Annotated in this window: 14 protein-coding genes; 1 reads left to right on the top strand and 13 read right to left on the bottom strand. The window is 65.1% G+C overall.

The window, feature by feature from the left end:
• Position 1: 1 nt before the first annotated feature.
• From J0W34_RS17945 to J0W34_RS17915, 7 genes are all read right to left on the bottom strand, one after another.
• Positions 2-1,297, bottom strand: a complete 1,296-nt coding sequence (locus tag J0W34_RS17945) for a nitrate regulatory protein (protein ID WP_230969691.1) — start codon at positions 1,295-1,297, stop codon at positions 2-4.
• A gap of 110 nt (positions 1,298-1,407) precedes the next feature.
• On the bottom strand, positions 1,408-3,126 hold the full coding sequence (locus J0W34_RS17940; protein WP_230969690.1) for a bifunctional protein-serine/threonine kinase/phosphatase: 1,719 nt from the start codon (positions 3,124-3,126) through the stop codon (positions 1,408-1,410).
• A 169-nt stretch (positions 3,127-3,295) separates the two neighbouring features.
• Complete coding sequence (locus J0W34_RS17935; protein WP_227816622.1) at positions 3,296-4,762, bottom strand: NarK family nitrate/nitrite MFS transporter; 1,467 nt, start codon at positions 4,760-4,762, stop codon at positions 3,296-3,298.
• A gap of 125 nt (positions 4,763-4,887) precedes the next feature.
• The gene (gene nirD, locus J0W34_RS17930; RefSeq protein ID WP_227816621.1) at positions 4,888-5,217 is read right to left on the bottom strand and encodes a nitrite reductase small subunit NirD; all 330 of its coding nucleotides are present in this window, start codon (positions 5,215-5,217) and stop codon (positions 4,888-4,890) included.
• A gap of 20 nt (positions 5,218-5,237) precedes the next feature.
• A complete protein-coding gene (gene nirB, locus J0W34_RS17925) occupies positions 5,238-7,679 on the bottom strand; it encodes a nitrite reductase large subunit NirB (RefSeq protein ID WP_227816620.1) in 2,442 nt (813 codons plus the stop codon).
• A 254-nt stretch (positions 7,680-7,933) separates the two neighbouring features.
• Positions 7,934-8,440, bottom strand: a complete 507-nt coding sequence (locus J0W34_RS17920) for a disulfide bond formation protein B (protein WP_227816619.1) — start codon at positions 8,438-8,440, stop codon at positions 7,934-7,936.
• Between the two features lie 74 nt (positions 8,441-8,514).
• Positions 8,515-8,703, bottom strand: a complete 189-nt coding sequence (locus J0W34_RS17915; protein WP_227816618.1) for a hypothetical protein — start codon at positions 8,701-8,703, stop codon at positions 8,515-8,517.
• A 101-nt stretch (positions 8,704-8,804) separates the two neighbouring features.
• On the opposite strand from J0W34_RS17915, the gene J0W34_RS17910 reads away from it, so the two are divergent.
• A complete protein-coding gene (locus J0W34_RS17910) occupies positions 8,805-9,248 on the top strand; it encodes a BLUF domain-containing protein (protein WP_227816617.1) in 444 nt (147 codons plus the stop codon).
• Between the two features lie 16 nt (positions 9,249-9,264).
• Here the strand turns inward: J0W34_RS17910 and J0W34_RS17905 are convergent, their stop codons facing one another.
• The 6 genes from J0W34_RS17905 to J0W34_RS17880 form a co-directional block, all read right to left on the bottom strand.
• Positions 9,265-9,993 carry a sulfite exporter TauE/SafE family protein gene (locus tag J0W34_RS17905; protein WP_230969689.1) on the bottom strand — a complete coding sequence of 243 codons (729 nt, stop codon included), beginning with the start codon at positions 9,991-9,993 and terminating at the stop codon, positions 9,265-9,267.
• Complete coding sequence (locus J0W34_RS17900) at positions 9,990-11,042, bottom strand: 4Fe-4S binding protein (RefSeq protein WP_230969688.1); 1,053 nt, start codon at positions 11,040-11,042, stop codon at positions 9,990-9,992. The genes J0W34_RS17905 and J0W34_RS17900 overlap by 4 nt, the downstream gene beginning before the upstream one ends.
• The gene (locus tag J0W34_RS17895; RefSeq protein ID WP_230969687.1) at positions 11,035-11,868 is read right to left on the bottom strand and encodes a hypothetical protein; all 834 of its coding nucleotides are present in this window, start codon (positions 11,866-11,868) and stop codon (positions 11,035-11,037) included. Before J0W34_RS17895 ends, J0W34_RS17900 begins: the two co-directional genes overlap by 8 nt.
• 10 nt (positions 11,869-11,878) lie before the next feature.
• Positions 11,879-13,969: a TonB-dependent receptor gene (locus J0W34_RS17890; RefSeq protein WP_230969686.1), complete on the bottom strand. Its 2,091-nt coding sequence runs from the start codon at positions 13,967-13,969 to the stop codon at positions 11,879-11,881.
• A 109-nt stretch (positions 13,970-14,078) separates the two neighbouring features.
• A complete protein-coding gene (locus J0W34_RS17885) occupies positions 14,079-14,444 on the bottom strand; it encodes a DUF2946 domain-containing protein (protein ID WP_230969685.1) in 366 nt (121 codons plus the stop codon).
• Between the two features lie 140 nt (positions 14,445-14,584).
• Positions 14,585-17,311 carry a nitrate reductase gene (locus J0W34_RS17880; protein WP_230969684.1) on the bottom strand — a complete coding sequence of 909 codons (2,727 nt, stop codon included), beginning with the start codon at positions 17,309-17,311 and terminating at the stop codon, positions 14,585-14,587.
• Positions 17,312-17,313 lie beyond the last annotated feature (2 nt).

Genomic DNA, 17,313 nt, shown 5'->3' with positions numbered 1-17,313 from the left:
TTTACTGCAGCTCCGGCCGCACGTTGGAGGGCTGAGGGGTGAAGAAGGCGGGCAGGGCCAGCACTGCCTCGGCCACGTCGGCCAGGCGGCGGTTCTGGTCCATGGAGGTTTTCTGCAGCATTTTGTAGGCCGCTTCCTCGGTCATCTCGAAGCGGGCCATGAGCACGCCCTTGGCGCGCTCGATGAGCTTGCGCTCCTGCAGGGCGCGGCGGGCATGATCGAGTTCGGATTCCATCTTGGCGATGCGCTCGGACTGGGCCTGCAGCACGTCGATGATGGAGCGCTCGATCACGGGGGCGTTGCCTTCGCGCGGGGTGAAGCGCAATGCCTGGTCGATGGGGATGTTCGGATCGAAAAAGCGGTTGGCCAGGCCGGCATCGGGCGGCGGGCTGTCCTTGAGGTCGCGCAACAGACCTTCGACGTCGAGCAGGTTGCGCTCGGCATCGGCGATCAGGCGGGCACACTCGTTCTTGAGCCGATCGACCTGAATGCACTGCAGGGACCACATGGCGGCGAGGCGGTCGGAACAGCTGGCGAACCAGGTGTCGCTCAGGTCGGGATCGAGCTGAGACTCGGTGCTGATCAGTACCCGGCGCATCCGCTCGATGGTCAGCAGATAGGACGCGGCATGGATCTCGTGCCACATGGCCACCGAGGTCTCGTCGGCGAACTCGCAGAACACCTGGAAGTTGCGCTCCTGCGCACTGATGAGTTCGCCCAGCTGTTTCTGGTGGGTCCTGTCGTTCTTGCCCGAGGCGAAAATGGCCGCGCCCACGGCGCGCTCCTGACCGGCCAGCTCCTTGCCCTGAACGAAGTTAAAGAGGGCCACCAGCGAGCGCGAGATGCTGGGGTCGATGGTGGTTTCGGCTACTTCGAAGATCAGCGACGAGAGCCCGCCGATGAGCCGGCTGTAGGCGGCCACGGCGGCGTCCGGTGTGAGCTGCTGGGCGTCGACCTGGGCGCGCAGCGCGGGCAGGTGGTCAAGCCCGAGGAGGACCCAGGCCATCAGCGAATACAGTTTTGCTCCGCTGCGATGGCCTTCTTCGAGCTGGGTCCGGAAGCTCTGGCGAAGATGTGTTTCGCGCTTGACGGCCGATGCCATCAAGCCTGCGCGGACATCACCGAATCGTTTGCCGCCCGAGGCCAGGAACAGGCTGGATGCGCCACGCTCGCTTTGCAGATAGTGAATCAGGTGGCCGATATCGCCGACGAGCTGGGCGCGCGATTCAAGGCGCTTGAGTTCAGCGATCTCCTGCTGCTTGGCGACCAGCACAATGCTGGAAACGGACAGGTCCATGGTGCTCTCTCTGTGTTCTGTTTTCGAGCGGGTTTCGCGTGCCGGGCGGGTGCCCGTCAGCGTTCCCAACCGCTCCCCACAGAATACGAAGCAAGCGCCATGCCATGGGTTCAGTGATGGAAGGCGACCTGAACCAGATTGGCCACCAGCAGCATCAGCGCGAGCACCTTCCAGAACAGCACGGGGTCTTTCTCGATCAGCGGCTTCTTGCGCATGCCCGCCTCGAGTAGGGGATTGGGGACGGTGAGGTCCTTCTCGAATTCCGAGAATGCGTCGTAACGATTGGCCGGGTTGGGCTGGCAGGCCTTGGTCAGGCAGCCTTCGACCCAGACGGGGAGGTCGCGCCGGCGCTGGCGGGCCGGGATGTACTGGTACTCGTTGTAGGACTTGATGCTCACCCGCTTGATCGACGGTTCATCGAAGGGCAGGGCGCCGGTGATCATTTCGTACACGATCACCGCCAGCGAAAACAGGTCGGCCTTGAAGCTGCCGGTTTCGCCCATGAGGTATTCCGGGGCCACATAATTCACGCTGCCCTGGGGGACCGATTTGTCCAGGGGCGAGGCAATTTCGTCGGTCCCGAAGATCAGCACGGTGCCGAAGTCGAGGATCTTCACCCGGCCGTCGCGGTTGATCATGATGTTCTCGGGCTTGAGATCCTGATGCACCATGTCGGCCCGCTGGAAAGCCCGCAGTCCGGCAATGATCTGCCTGACCAGCGCGCGCACGGCATCGAGTGGCGGATTGGGGTTGTCCTGCATCCACTCGCGCAGGTTCATGCCCTCGACGTGTTCGCCCAGGTAATACATGAACTGCTTCTCCCGCGGGCTCGGGTAGGTCTTCATCACATTGGGGTGATCGATACGCTGGCCAACCCACTCCTCGCGGATGAAACCGTCCAGATACAGGGCATCTTCGGTGAAATTCTCGGACGGCGCCTTGAGCACGTAGTGGGCACCGGACTCGATGTCCTTGACACGGTACATGTGACTGCGCGTGCCGGAGAAGATGACATCCAGCACCTCGAAGCCGTCGATCTTGTTGCCCGCTTCAAGCACCGGCGGAATCGGCCGCTGCATGAGCCGGCGATGGGTTTCTTCGAGGGTTTCGAAAGGCAGCTCGTCGATGGCGACGACCAGCGCCGACACATTGTCGTCCGAGCCGTTGGCGAGCGCCTCTCCGGCCAGCACCCTGGCGGCTTCTTCAAGATCCCGGTACTGGAGCATCAGCTCGAGCATGCGTGAGTTGCTGACGAAGCCATGCACCCCGTCGGTGGTGAGCAGCAGCGTGTCGCCAGGTTGCAACTCGCGGTTCACGTAGTCGACTTCCAGATGGGTGTCGGCCCCGAGGGCGCGGGCGAGGTATTCGCGTCCGCCCTCGCGCAGCACGTGGTCACGGGTGAGGCATTCGAGCGATGTGCCGCGCAGCAGCCACACGCGCGAGTCGCCCGCGTGAAATACATGCAGGGTGTTCGACTTGATGATGGCGGCGGAGATGGTGGTGAGCATGCTGTCGCGGCTCTGGTGGCGCGACGCGTTCTGCCGATAGACCCATTGGTTCAGCTGGCGCAGCACCGTGCCGGCGGCCTTGTTCACGCCCCAGTTGGGCGGCGTGGCCAGGTAGTCGTCGATGAAACCGGTGACCGCCATCTGGCTGGCCACTTCGGATTCCTTGCCGCTGCTCACGCCATCGCAGATGACCGCGATCGCCCCCTTGAGTGCGCGCTCATTCCGCTCGGGCGGCAGCAAGGCGGCGAAGGCGTCCTGATTGACCGCCTTGACCCCGGGTTGGGATGTGCCGCCAAAGCGGACTTCGAGCTCGGTGCTCATGGGTGTGTGTCCATGATGGTGGGATGCTGACGGGGCAAGCATAACCCCGTGGTCGTGCCCCCGGAAATGGCGCGGGCGACCCGAGGGCCGCCCTTGCCTTGTCATCGCGCGTGATGCCGTGCCCCGGTGGAGGAGACCGGGCCGGGGCTCGGCGGACGCGCGCCCTCCCTCAACCTACATTGATCAGTTCGACGGTGCCGTCATCCTTGATTTCGGCCATGTGCCCCTTGGGTTCTTCCATGGCCAGCAGGGCGATGAAGCCCACCACGGCGGTGGCCGCAATCACCAGGAAGAAGGCCTGGTAGCTGACCATCGACAGCACGGTCAGGTAGATCACGGCGCCCACGTTGCCATAGGCCCCGGTCATGCCGGCGATCTGCCCGGTCAGGCGGCGCTTGATCAGCGGCACGGCGGCGAACACGGCGCCTTCCCCGGCCTGCACGAAGAACGAGCAGGCCATGGCGACGACCACGGCCACCCACAGCGGCCAGCTGGCGTTGGTCATGGCCATCAGGGCGTAACCGCCGGCCAGACCGGCCGTGAGAATCAGCAGCGTCTTCTTGCGACCGAAACGGTCGGAGATCCAGCCGCCTCCCGGGCGCGACATCAGGTTCATGAAGGCGTAGGCCGAGGCCACAAGACCGGCCTTGACCGGGTCCAGACCGAAGGTTTCGGAGAAGAACAGCGGCAGCATGGAAACCACGGCCAGTTCGGAGCCGAAGGTGGCGAAATACAGCACGTTGAGCACGGCCACCTGCTTGAACTTGTAGCGATGCATCTCGGGCACGGGGGTGTGGAAGATCTCCTGGTTGACCCGCCACGCGCCGTAGCAGTCGTAGATGAAGATGGCGATCAGGGCGATGTAGATGCCGTTGGCCGCCGCTTCGGAAATGAGCGTCACGCCGGCCGGAGAGAGCTTCCAGGTAAGGACGGCCAGGGCCGCGTACATCGGGATCTTCATGAGCAGCAGGAAGTAGAAATCGCCTTTGCTGGTCACCTCCATGCCGCCGCTCTTCTTGGGCTTGAAGTAGGTCGAACCCTTCGGGGTGTCGGAGACGTTCAGATACCAGATGAACGAGAACACCAGCGACAGGGCGCCCGTCACGCCGATGGCGTAGCGCCAGCCGTCGTCACCACCGAACAGCAGCGCGATGGTCGGCAGCAGCATGGCCGCGGCGGCGGAGCCGAAGTTGCCCCAGCCGCCGTAGATGCCCTCAGCGGTGCCCAGCTCATTGGCCGGGAACCACTCGCTCACCATGCGGATACCGACCACGAAGCCGGCGCCGATGAAACCCATCATGAAACGGGCGATGGCGGCCTGGGCGAAGTCGTCGGCCATGGCGAACATGAAACACGGGATGCTCGAGACGAACAGCAACGCCGCATAGGTGATGCGCGGGCCGTATTTGTCGGTGAGCATGCCGATGAGGATCCGCGCGGGAATCGTCAGCGCCACGTTGAGGATCAGCAGCGTCTTGACCTGGGCTTTCTCAAGCCCGAGGGACGCGGCGATGGCACCGAGCAGCGGCGCGTGGTTGAACCACACGAAGAAGGTGATGAAAAAGACCATCCACGACAGGTGGAGGATTTTCATCTTGCCGGTAAAGGACAGGAGATTGAATTTTTCCTGGCTCATGGGGAACCTCTTGAATATAAAAGATTTGCTCTCTGCCTCAGCGTCTTGCTCAGGCGTACGAAGCCCCTGCCGGCACCGCGTCGGCGGCGCCAGCTGTGGTCTTGTGGTGGGGCTTGTGTGTGGTCTTAGGTTTGCAGCAGCACGTTGCCGTCTTCGATCTTGACGGCAAACGGTTTGGTGCAACCCACGTCCGGCGCCACGGCTTCGCCGTTTTCCATCTGGATCTTCCAGTTGTGCAGCGGGCAGATCACGGTGCGACCGGAGACGATGCCCTGGGACAGCGGCCCGCCCTTGTGCGGGCACTTGTCATGCATGGCAAACACTTCATCCTCGCGGTTGCGGAAGATCGCGATGTCGCCGTGGGCCTCGGTCCTGACCACGCGCGAGCCGAGCACGGGAATGTCGGTCAGCGCGCAGATCTGGTGCCAGGTGGCGTTGTCGATGGTGGTACTCATGGTCTTCAATTCCTTGGCAATCAGACGGCGAAATCTTCAAACGCGGCGCGCAGCTCGGGCTTCTCGGCACGGTCGGCCCACGGGTCGTTGTAGCCCTGAAGGGCGAACAGCAGGCGCTCGTACAGGGCCTTGCGGTTCTCGGCATCCTCGAGCACCTTCGACTTCACGTAGTCGAGGCCCACGCGCTCCACGTAATGCACGGTGCGCTCCAGGTAGTAACCCTCTTCGCGGTACAGCTGCAGGAAGGCGCCTGAGATTTCCTTCACCTCTTCATCGGTCTTGGCCTTGCAGAAGAACTGCGCCACTTCCGTCTTGATGCCGCCGTTGCCGGCCACATACAGCTCGTAGCCGGAATCGACGCCGATCACGCCCACGTCCTTGATGCCGGCCTCGGCACAGTTGCGCGGGCAGCCGGACACGGCCAGCTTGACCTTGTGGGGGCTCCACATGCCGAACAGCATCTTCTCGAGCTTGACGCCCATTTCCATGGACTTCTGGGTGCCGAAGCGGCAGTGCTCGGCGCCGACGCAGGTTTTGACCGTGCGGATGGACTTGCCATAGGCGTGGCCGGAGACCATGCCGGCCTTGTTGAGGTCGTGCCAGATCAGCGGCAGATCGGCTTTCTTCACGCCCAGCAGGTCGATGCGCTGACCGCCGGTGACCTTCACGGTCGGCACCTGGTACTTGTCGGCCGCATCGGCGATGGCGCGCAGTTCGTCCGGCGTGGTCAGGCCGCCGAGCATGCGGGGCACCACCGAGTAGGTGCCGTCCTTCTGGATGTTGGCGTGGGCGCGCTCGTTGATGAAGCGGCTCTGCGGATCGTCCGTGCCTTCATGGGGCCAGGTGGAGATCACGTAGTAGTTGAGCGCCGGACGGCAGGACGAACAGCCGTTGGGGGTCTTCCACTGCATGAAGTCCATGGCGGCCTGGGCGGACAGCAGCTTGTTCTCGCGGATGGCAGCACGCACTTCGCCGTGCGAATAGTCGGTACAGCCGCATACCGCCTTGTTGTTGGAATCGGCCGGGGTGTAGGCGCCGCCAATGGTGGAGGCCAGGATCTGCTCAACCAGTCCGGTGCAGGAGCCGCAGGAACTGGAGGCCTTGGTGTGCTTGCGCACCTCGTCGAGCGAAAAGAGGCCGTTGGCCTTGATGGCCTTGACGATGTCGCCCTTGCACACACCGTTGCAGCCGCACACTTCGGCTTCGTCGGGCATGGCGGAGGCCGAGTTCTGGCCCTTGTGGCCGGCGTCGCCCAGGTGGCTGTTGCCGAACAGCAAGTGGTCGCGCAACTCGGAGATGTCCTGCTCGTCCTTGAGCATCTGGAAGTACCAGGCGCCGTCCTTGGTGTCGCCGTACATCACGGCGCCGACCAGCTTGTCGTCCTTGAGCACCACGCGCTTGTACACGCCCGCACCCGGATCGTGCAGCACGATGTCTTCGGTGCCTTCGCCGCCGCTGAAATTGCCGGCAGAGAACACGTCGATGCCGGTGACCTTGAGCTTGGTGGAGGTGACCGAGCCTTCATAGCGGCCGATGCCGTACATGGCCAGGTGGTTCGCACACACCTTGGCCTGCTCGAACAGTGGCGCCACCAGACCGTAGGCGATGCCGCGGTGGTTGGCGCACTCACCCACGGCATACACGCGCGGGTCGTAGGTCTGCAGCGTATCGTTCACCACGATGCCGCGATCGCAGTGGATGCCGGCCGATTCGGCCAGCGCGGTGTTCGGGCGGATACCGGCGGCCATCACCACCAGGTCGGCCGGGATGGACGAGCCGTCCTTGAAGACCACCTTGGAAACGCGCCCGTCCTCGCCCTTCTGCAACTCGGCGGTGAAGGCAGGCAGCTTGAACTTGAGGCCCTTCTCTTCGAGCGACTTCTGCAGCATCTTCGCGGCCACTTCATCGAGCTGGCGCTCCATGATCCAGTCGGAGATGTGCACCACGGTCACGTCCATGCCGCGCAGGGCCAGGCCGTTGGCCGCTTCCAGACCCAGCAGGCCGGCACCGATCACGACAGCGTGCTTGTGGTTGGCGGCCGCGTCGATCATGGCGTCGGTGTCGGCGATGTCGCGATAGGCGATCACGCCCGGCAGGTCGGCGCCGGGGATCGGCAGCATGAAGGGGTTCGAGCCGGTGGCCAGCAGCAGGCGGTCGTATTCAACCTCGTCACCGTTCTCGGCCACCACCTTGCGGCCCTTGCGATCGATCTTGACCACCTTGTTGTTCAGGCGCAGATCGATATCGTTGTCCTTGTACCAGTCCAGGTCATTCAGAATGATGTCCTGGATGGTCATTTCGCCCGCCAGCACCGGCGAGAGCAGGATGCGGTTGTAGTTGGGGTGCGGTTCGGCCCCGAACACCGTGATGTCGTACATCCCGGGGGCGATCTTGATCAGTTCTTCCAGGGTGCGCACACCGGCCATCCCGTTCCCGACCATCACCAGCTTCAGCTTGCTCATCGTTCAATCCTTGCATGTGAAGTTGGCACTCGAAACCATTCGTGATTTCGAATCGCAGCCGATCGCCGTTAACCGGGTGCCTGATGCCTTTCAATTTCAGACCAGCGCGTTTGTGCGCTGCACGGTGAAACTCTTAGCAAGCGGTGTGCCACGTAAAAAAGCCCCGATTTTCGGGGCTTTTGAGGGGTAGAACAGATGAGGGCAGCGGTTTTTTGCACTGCCGTGGTGCAAGATGCACCTTTGGTGCGCATTGATTACTTCTGGTGCGTGCGCCCAAAAATGATGCACAGCGAGAAAATGATCACCGCTGCAAAGCACACGAAGGACCAGTTGGCGATCGACAGACCGAGAAAGCTCCAGTCGATGGCCGTGCATTCCCCTTCGCCCTGGAAAATCATCGGCAGCAGTTCGGTCAGCGGAAAACTCTCCATCAGGTATTCCAGCCCCGGACCGCATTCGGGAATTTCGGGCGGGAAGCGCTGAATCCAGCTCTGGCGTGCGGCCACGCCGATGCCGGCCACGGCGACACCGCCGATCAGGGCACCCCAGACCTTGCGACCTGTCCCACGGCTACCGTGGGCCGCCGCCAGTGCGCCCAGCAGACCGACCACGACAAAGGCGTAACGCTGCATGATGCACATGGGGCAGGGCACGAGCCCGACCACATGCTGAAGATAGAGGCCGTAACCCAGGAGGCCGAAAACCACAACGGTGAGGACCGCAAAGGGCAGGCGGGGACGGCGGAGCAGGTCGAGCAGCATGATGGACAGAAGCGGAAACGGGAAGGCTCGATTCTAGCAGCAGGTGTTTTTCGACCGTGTTGCTTTGACTGGCCTCAGTGATGCATATGAGCGGGTGGCGCGGGCTCGGGCGGCGCGTCGATGATCCCCAGCGAAGTGCACAGCTGGTTGAACAGGCCGGGCTCGGCAGGGTCGGTCTGCGCAGCCAGCCAGGGCGCGAAGACGACGATGACGGTGATCGTGGCGCACAGCAGGACGATGCGCACAGTACTTGGGGAGAGCATCTCCGAGAATCTAGACTGAAAGCAGCGTTTCAGGCCGGCGCTGCGACGATGGGTCGCGCTGTCGGTGCCGTTGGTCGATGGCTGGACAGGCAGGGCGAACCATGGAACTGATTCAACTGGTGTATATCAGCCGCGCCACCCGGGCCATGGCGGCAGACGATCTGCTGGCCTTGCTCGAGGTTTCGCGTCGGCGAAACAAGCGCGAAGGCATCACCGGCTTGCTGGTCTATCACGGCGAGACCTTCATGCAGGTGCTCGAAGGGGACGAACCTCGTGTCGGCGCCTTGTACGAGGACATCGTTCGCGACCCGCGCAACAGCCAGAATCACCTGCTTTACGAGTCGAAGATTGCGGTGCGCGAGTTTGCGACCTGGGCCATGGCCTTCGTGCCGCCCGAGGCGATCGACCCCAATCAGCTGGTGGCGTTTTCGCCGTTTCTCGACCCGTCGAAAGACACGGCTGCGTTGGCGGATCGCCGTGCCACGGCACATCGTTTCATGGTGGCCTTGCGGGACGACATGCTGCGTCGCCCCGGGCACGCCTGAGCATCGCGCCGACGCGCTACGCCGAGAACAGCCGCTGGGTGCCCAGAAAGATCAGCACGCCGCCAGCGGCCAGGCGCAGCCAGAACCCCAGCCAGGCACGATCATCCACCATTCGCCGCCCCAGCAGGCCGAAGGCCGGCACCAGCAGGATCAGCGGTGTTACCCCGGCGCCGATGCCGAAGGCCAGCCCGTGACCCAACCCCTGCGCCAGGCTGCCCGAGCTGGCGCACACCCCGATCAGCCACCCCAGCGGCGCGCACGGCGTCAGGCTCATGGCGGCGCCCATGAGCAGCGGCGGTGTGGCGCTGAGGCGATGGCGGGTGCACGTGGACACGGCGCCGGCACGCGCCGGATGATAAGTGACCGGCCGCGTGTCGCCGGATGCCGGCGCTGTCGGGCCGGTGGGCGCGCCCGAGGCCATCAACCACAGACCCGCCAGCGTGCTGGCCACGCCGAGGGCCAGCATCCCCGGACGGCCCTGCGGCGCCGTCAGCAACCATTGCCCCATCTGACCGGCCACCGCCCCTAGCGCGGCATAGGCCATGACACGCCCGAGAATGAAGGCGGCGGTATGGCGCCAGGTCTCCCGACGGCTGCCGGCACGACCGAGCGCCCAGGTGCCCATGAAGGGCAGGCACGTGACCGTGCACGCCGTCAGGCCCATGGACAGCCCCAGCAGCAGGGCGCCGGCCAGCCCGATCCGGCCGTCAGGTGCCACCCAGGCGGCCAGAACGTCCGGGCTCACGGCCGCTCCGGCGCGGGGCGGGGCAGGCGCTTGAGCGGCTTGACGTCCCCCTGGGGCGATTCGCCTTTGACGCGGCGCTTGTAGTAGGCACGGCTTGAGCGGAACAGGCGCCAGGGGCCGAACTTGAGCGCAATCACATCGTCGTCGGGGCAGTATTCGGCGCATCGACCGCACAGGGTGCAGTCTTCATGAAAGGCCGCGCGCCCCGATTGAGACTGGATTTTGTGGATATCCATGGGGCACGCCTGGGTACAGATGCCGCACCGGGTGCACTTGTCGTGCGGGCGCTTGACCAGTCGCGTCAGGGACAGGTGGCGAAAGGCGCCGTTGAGGGCCAGCATGGGGCACATGCGGCAGAAGGGCTGGCGGATGGCCAGAGCGCTCACGGCAACGAAACCGAACAGGGTGTTGCCCAGGGCGCCGATGGCAAAGCTCAGGGGGCTGGCGGCGTTGATCGAGAGCTGCTCGGTGTTGCCGCTGAGCAGGGTGGTGGCGATGCGGGCGGGGCACACGTCGCAGTAGGGATTGCCGAATTCGTGCGGCGTCACCCCCAGCCCGGTGAGCAGGGGCAGGGCCAGCACCAGGCCCAGCAGGATCAGCCATTTGACGGGGCGAACCCGATGGGTGCCGGTCTTGTTCAGCGCATGCAGTGGCAGGCCGAAGCGCCGCCCCACACGCTGTATCAGCTCCTGCAGCGTTCCCAGGGGACAGACCCAGGCGCAGAACGCCTTGCCGAGAATGAAAAAGAAGACCAGGAAGCTCAGCAGGGTCATGGCCAGCGGCAGCAGGATCTTGAGGCCCACCTGTTGAGCGCTGACCAGGGCCTGACCGACCCGGTGATGCATCTGGTGCTGGAGGGGAATCAGCACGCAGTAGCTGCCGTTCTCCATGTCGTAGGCGCAGGACAGCGCGGGCAGCGCGTCGGAAATCTTGTCGGCCGCGTAATGCCCCACGACACTGGCGCCCCAGACGGTGAGAACGAACATGAACAGCTGGACACCGAGACGGATCCGGCCAAGGGTCGGGCGATGGGATGTGGCATCAGTCATGGCGGTGCTCCCGGCGAAACAACAGCGGCACGGCGAGTGCCATGCCGAACAGGCCGAAGCCGGCACCCCAGGCGAGGCTGCGGGTGCGTTCGGGGGCTGGCGAATACTGGCTGGTGAATGAACTCAGGTAGTGCACGCCGTCGCTCCGGTGCTCGGTCCACAGCACGAAGGGCGCGCTCGTCCGGTCGTGGCCGCCCGGGCGCTGCGCAGGGTCGAAATCGAGCGGAAAGACGAACACGGCGCGGCCATCGGCGTCGCTCAGAGCCTCGGTCCGGCTGCCGTTGGCCGTCTCCAGAACGAGCTTCTGGGCGGCGAGCGCTTGTCCTTGCCAGCGCACCAGGAACGGCCAGCGCTCCCCCTCGCGATACCGTGAATGCTCGCGCGGCAACGGGGTCGGCACGATCTCCAGCTCGCTTCTGGGCTCGGCCAGCAGGGCCGTGGGCGCCGGGCCGGGGTTGGAAAAGTACACCGCCGTGCTGGCCACGTGGAACATGCCCGGGCGTACCTCGCGGCCCTGAACCCAGTGGTAGTTGCCGGTCATCGGCGCGGCCGGCGAGATACGGGCGCGACCCGCCTCGACCGGCACATGCCGCACCCGGGTCTCCGGTGCGCCACCGGGCGCGTAGATGACCAGTTCGGGGGCATCGATGCCGGCCAGGGCGAGGCGCATCTCGCCACGACCGCCACCGGCCGGCTGCAGGCGCGGGACGGTGGTCCAGGAGGTGGCGTCGGCGCCTGCGCCCGAAGCGCCACCGTCGTGGCGATGCTGAGCCAGTGCATGGGGGCTCATGGCGAGCACGGTGATCATCATCAGGATCGATCTCATGTGATCTGCCTCAGTTGAAGTCATATCGGTAGGTGAGCATCACGGAGCGCGGCGCCGCCGCGGTGTAGCTCAGGTTGCCGCTGGTGTCCTTTTTGGCCTCCACGGCGTAGCGCTTGTCGGTGAGATTGCCCACGTTGACGGACATGACATGGGGGCCCTGCTGATAGCTCGCCGAGAGGTTCAGCACCCAGTCCCAGCCCTGGTATTTCTGCGTGTTGGCGTTGTCCATCCAGTATTCGCCCCAGCTCAGTCCGGCCAGGCGGAGCTTCCAGGCGCCGGTGGTCCAGGCCATGTGGGCGCCGTACTGATGACGGGGGATGAAGGGCAGTCGCTTGCCGGCGCGGTCCTCGTTGACCGTGGTGAAGCCCACACGCAGCGGCTCGCTGAACGCGTCATAGGTGTAGTCCGACCAGGCGTAGAAACCGCCAAGCGAGACGCCGTGGCCCAGGTTGACGCTGCCCGACAGCTCCATGCCTTTCTTGTCTGTCCGCCCGGCGTTGGCGTATTCGGTGACCCCGCCGGTGTTGATCTGGACGATTTCGTCACGCACCGTGGTGTGATAGACGCTGGCGTCGAAGCTCCAGTCCCGGTGGCGGCCCTTGAGGCCAAACTCGATATTGCGCGACACCGAAGCGTCCAGCGACGGGTTGCTCGACACCTCGCCGGAGGAGGGCACCTGGGCGGCCTGGGCAATCATGCCGAAGAGGTTGATGCCGCCACCGAGCTTGTAGGTGACGGCCAGCTTGGGAGCCGGCAGGCGAAAGGTCTTCTTCGTGTGCTCGTACCCGTCGCCAGCCACATAGCGACCGAGGGCCCAGCTGTACTGGGTGATCTCGTCGGTGGTGTTCTCCATCTCGATCACGTCGTAACGCAGGCCGGAGTCCACGATCCAGCGCTCGCCGGGGCGCCAGCTCTCCTGGACGTAGAGGCCGGTGAGCAGGCTCTCGCTGTCGCTGGTGGACGCCAGGTCGCCCCGGGCGTCCGACAGGGTGGCGAGAATGCGTCCGCTCGGCAGGGTGCGCACGTCGCGGTATTCGTACTTCTTCTGGTCCGGTGCCTTCTCCCGGCGGATCGACACCCCCGCCACCAGGGTGCCGTCGGTGTGACGCCAGTGCCCCTCCAGATCGGTACCGATGTTGCTGACCCAGGAGGAGGGGTCGTTGATCAGGCCGGTGACCGGGTGATAGTGGTGCCAGGTGTTGTAGTAGAAGCGCGGCTTGAAGCTGAAGTCGCCACGCACCATCTCCAGGCGGGTGTTGAAAAACCAGACCTTGGAGTAGCGGCCCGAGTGCTTCCACGGGTCGTCGGTATCGCGCTGGCGGCCGTCATGCAGATAGGCGTTGAACAGGGACTCGTCCATGCTGCCCGGCAACTGCATGTCGGCTTCCGCATACGACAGCTCGCTCTCCAGGGTGTCGTCGCCGGACAGCATCCAGCCATGCTTGATCGAGGTCTGGGTGGTGGAGAAACTGTTCCAGTGGCGCCAGTCATTGTCCTGGTTGCGGTGAGACACGGTCAGCGCCAGGGCCTGCGTGTCGCTGATCATGCCGCCGTAGCGCAGGTGATAGTTCTCGGTGCTCTGGGTGCCCAGACCGATGCGTGCGCTGTTGGCGCTGTCATCGAACACCGATTTCGAGATGACCTGGATGGCGCCGCCCGCACTGCCGGAGGCGAACAGGTTGCCCGGCCCCTTGGCCACTTCGATGCGCTCGATGTCCTGGGTGTCGACGAAGTCCAGCCGGGTGAAGCTGTCCGGGTCGGTCAGCGGCACGCCGTCGCGCAGCACCATGATCTCGCGGATGCCGTAGGGCGCCTTGAGGCCGGCGCCGCGAATGATCAGGCGGGCGTCGAAGCCGCCGTTCTTGCTGTCGACCATGACGCCCGGGATCTCCTCCAGCGCTTCTTTCAGGTTGTACATTTTCTTCTGGGCCAGCGCGCTGCGGCCGATGACGGAAATGGCCTGCGGGACGTCGGCGGTGGCGCGTGCTTCACGGGTGGCGGTGACGCTCACTTCGTCGAGCTGGACGAGTGTCTGGGCGTGGCACGACAGCGCCGTGCCGAACAGCGCCGCAGTGATCGGCGCGAGTCGGAATACCTGCATGGAGGACCTCGGGAAACATCGTGGGCATCCGCGTGCAGTGGACGACGGACGCACGAAGGGGCACCAGTCGGCCGGTGGCCGCCGGTGTCAGCTATGGTTTGGCGTGGGGTCAGTGATACAGGCGGGGTGGCGCGCGCGATGGGGGTGGGTCCGCATCGCGCCTGGCGAGGGGCGCGTCGGCGAACGCGTGGTTGAGGCGAAGGATCGGCCTGGTCGGTTGCGGTGCCATCGACACGCGCGTGGCGGGCACGGCGGGCGTGGCCTGGAGCACGCACCATGGGCACCGCTCGCCGCCGCAGGCCGAACCGGGGACGTCGCCGGCGGCGCCGTCGTCGACCCTCACCTGCTCTATCCCCTGCCCGGTACAGAGCTCGATGAACGAGGCACTGCTTCCGGCGGTGCCCGGCTGTGCGGCCAGGGGCGCCACGAGCAGCATCACCATGGCCACCCAGGCCACGGCGATACGAATGGGCATCCGGACGCGCAAATCAGGCATCCGGCGAATATAGCGAGCGTGACGCCCTGGAAGCGGGCTTTGCGACACTTTGCCGCGCAGGCTCAGACCTTGGTCAGGTCACGGGGCTGCCCCTCACCGGGATGGCGAGGGGGCGGTGGTCAGGCCGGCAGACGGTACTGATTCTTCAGGCGCCGCAGTTCCGGCACACAGGAGCCGCAATTGGTGCCGCACTTGGTGCGTGCCTGAAGCTGTTCGATGGATTCGCCAGCGTCAAAGGCGGCCTTGATGGCGTCCTCGGAAATGTCGAAACAGTTGCAGATGACCTTGCCGCGGGTGGGCCCGCCCTCGGGCGGTTGCGTGACCGGCGCCAGCAGCCAGCGGCGCATGGGCGCTGCGGAGGCGCCGACCGTCATCAACTGGGCGAGCCACTCGGCGGCTTTGGTTTCGCCCACCAGCCGCACCGCCGTGAGGATGTCGTCGTCGATGCGCGCGCGCTTGCCGATGTCGCGGCGCGGGTCGGCATAGCTGAGGGCCTGGGTCGGATCATCGAGCGAGAATGCTGCGTCGATGGCGTTGATGAGTTCGGGCTCATGCTCTTCCACCCGCGATTGCAGCATCACGACCGGCACGTCCCGGCCGGCCAGGGTGAGGCTGGCGTACGGGAGAGCGGCCAGACGGGTGCGGATCCGGGCCATGACCTCGTAAGGGTTCTCTTTGGTGACATCCACCCGACGCATGGCCACGATCGGGTGGCCGCTGGTCACCTTCTCGACCTGAGCGGCCGCGTGCTTCAGCTCCGGCTGCTTCGAATAGGGATCGAAGGCCGAGGGCATCAGTGCGTTCACCCCCAGGGTGCCCGCCATGGCATTGCCGCCCCAGTGCATGGGCAGGAAGCACTGGCCGGGGCGGACGGTATCGGTCTCGAGCACCTTGAGCACGACGCTCCCCTGGCGCGACTTGACGCGAATGACGTCACCGTTGCCCAGATCGCGGCGGGCGAGGTCGTCCGGATGCATGTGCAGCAGCGGTTCGGTTTCGTGACTGTAGAGTCGCGCCACCAGGCCGGTGCGGCTCATGCCGTGCCACTGGTCGCGCAGGCGGCCGGTGATCAGGTGCAGCGGATAGCGGGCGCTGGGTTTTTCGGCCGTGGCCTTGTATTCGGTGACCACGAAGCGTGCCTTGCCGCTCGGGGTCGGGAAGACGCCGTCCTCGTACAGGCGCACCTGGCCGCCGGTCGCGCCTTCCGGGTAGGGCCACTGCTGTGGACCCGCCGTTTCGAGCATGGCGTAGTTCAGGCCGGTGATGTCCAGATCACGACCCCGGGTGCTTTCACGGTGTTCGTTCCAGATGGCTTCGGGGCCGTCGTAGGCAAACAGGCGCTCGGCCAGCGCGCCCTTGCCCAGCGTGTGGCCCAGGCGCTGGGCGAAGTCGCAGACAATGGCCCAATCGTGGCGAGCCTCGCCGGGGGCGGCCACGCCGGGCTGCACCCGACTGATGCGGCGCTCTGAGTTGGTGACCGTGCCGTTCTTCTCGCCCCAGGTGGTGGCCGGCAGCAGAACGTCGGCGTAGGCGCAGGTTTCGGTGTGCTCGAAGGCTTCCTGCACCACCACCAGTTCGGCGGTTTTGAGTGCTTCGTGAATGAGTGTCTGATCGGGCATCGATTGCGCGGGATTGGTACAGGCAATCCACACGGCCTTGATCTGACCTTCCTTGACCGCTTCAAACAGTTCGACGGCACTCTTGCCGGGTTCGGCAGGCACATCGTCGATGCCCCACAGAGCGGCCACTTCGGCGCGGTGCTCCGGGTTGGCGAGGTCGCGATGGGCGGACAGCAGGTTGGCCAGACCGCCGACTTCGCGGCCCCCCATGGCATTGGGTTGCCCGGTCAGCGAGAAGGGGCCGGCGCCGGCACGGCCGATCTGCCCGGTGGCCAGATGCAGGTTGATGAGCGCGGAATTCTTGTGGGTGCCTGAACTGGACTGATTCAGACCCTGGCAGTAGAGCGACAGGGTGGCGCTGGAGGTGGCAAACCACTCGGCGGCCTTTTCGATGTCGGCCTTGGGGATGCCGCAGATGTCGGCGGCACTGGTGGGGCTGTAATCGCGCACCAGCTTCTTGAGGGCATCGAAGCCCTCGGTGTGCGCGTCCACATAGGCCTGGTCGATCCACCCCTCCCACAGCATCACATGCAGCATGGCGTTGTAGAGCGCGATGTCGGTGCCGGGCAGGATGGGCAGGAACAGGTCGGCGGCTTCAGCGGTGTCGGTACGGCGCGGGTCCACCACGATGAGCTTCATGTCCGGATTGGCCTTGCGGGCGTCTTCGACGCGGCGGAAGGCAATCGGGTGGGCGAAGGCGGTATTGCTGCCGGTGATGAACAGACAGCCCGCGTGGTCGAAGTCCTCGTAGCTGCACGGTGGGCTGTCGGCGCCGAGACTCAGCTTGTACCCGGCCACGGCACTGGACATGCACAGGCGCGAATTGGTGTCGAGATTGTTGGTGCCGATCAGGCCCTTGGCGAGCTTGTTGAAGACGTAATAGTCCTCGGTCAGCAACTGGCCGGCGCCATAGAAGGCAACCGCGTCGGGGCCGTGGGTGCGAATGATGTCGGCAAAGCGCCCGGCGACATGGTCGAGGGCCGTGTCCCAGTCGCTGGGCAGGCGGGCCGCGTCGCGGGTGGTGCGCAGTTGCGGCACCTTGGCGCGCACCGCCAGGGTCTCGGGCGCCGCCGTCAGGTGGAGTGTCGAGCCCTTGGTGCACAGGCGACCGAAGTTGGCTGGATGGTCGGGGTCGCCGCGCACGCCGGTGATCTGGTCGCCATCATGCTCGATGATGACGCCGCAGCCGACGCCGCAATAACAACAGGTGGATTTGGTCTCAGACATGG

Origin of the sequence: Nitrogeniibacter aestuarii (assembly GCF_017309585.1) — a bacterium.
Taxonomy (GTDB): Bacteria; Pseudomonadota; Gammaproteobacteria; order Burkholderiales; family Rhodocyclaceae; genus Nitrogeniibacter; species Nitrogeniibacter aestuarii.
This window is presented reverse-complemented; position numbering and strand designations above follow the sequence as displayed.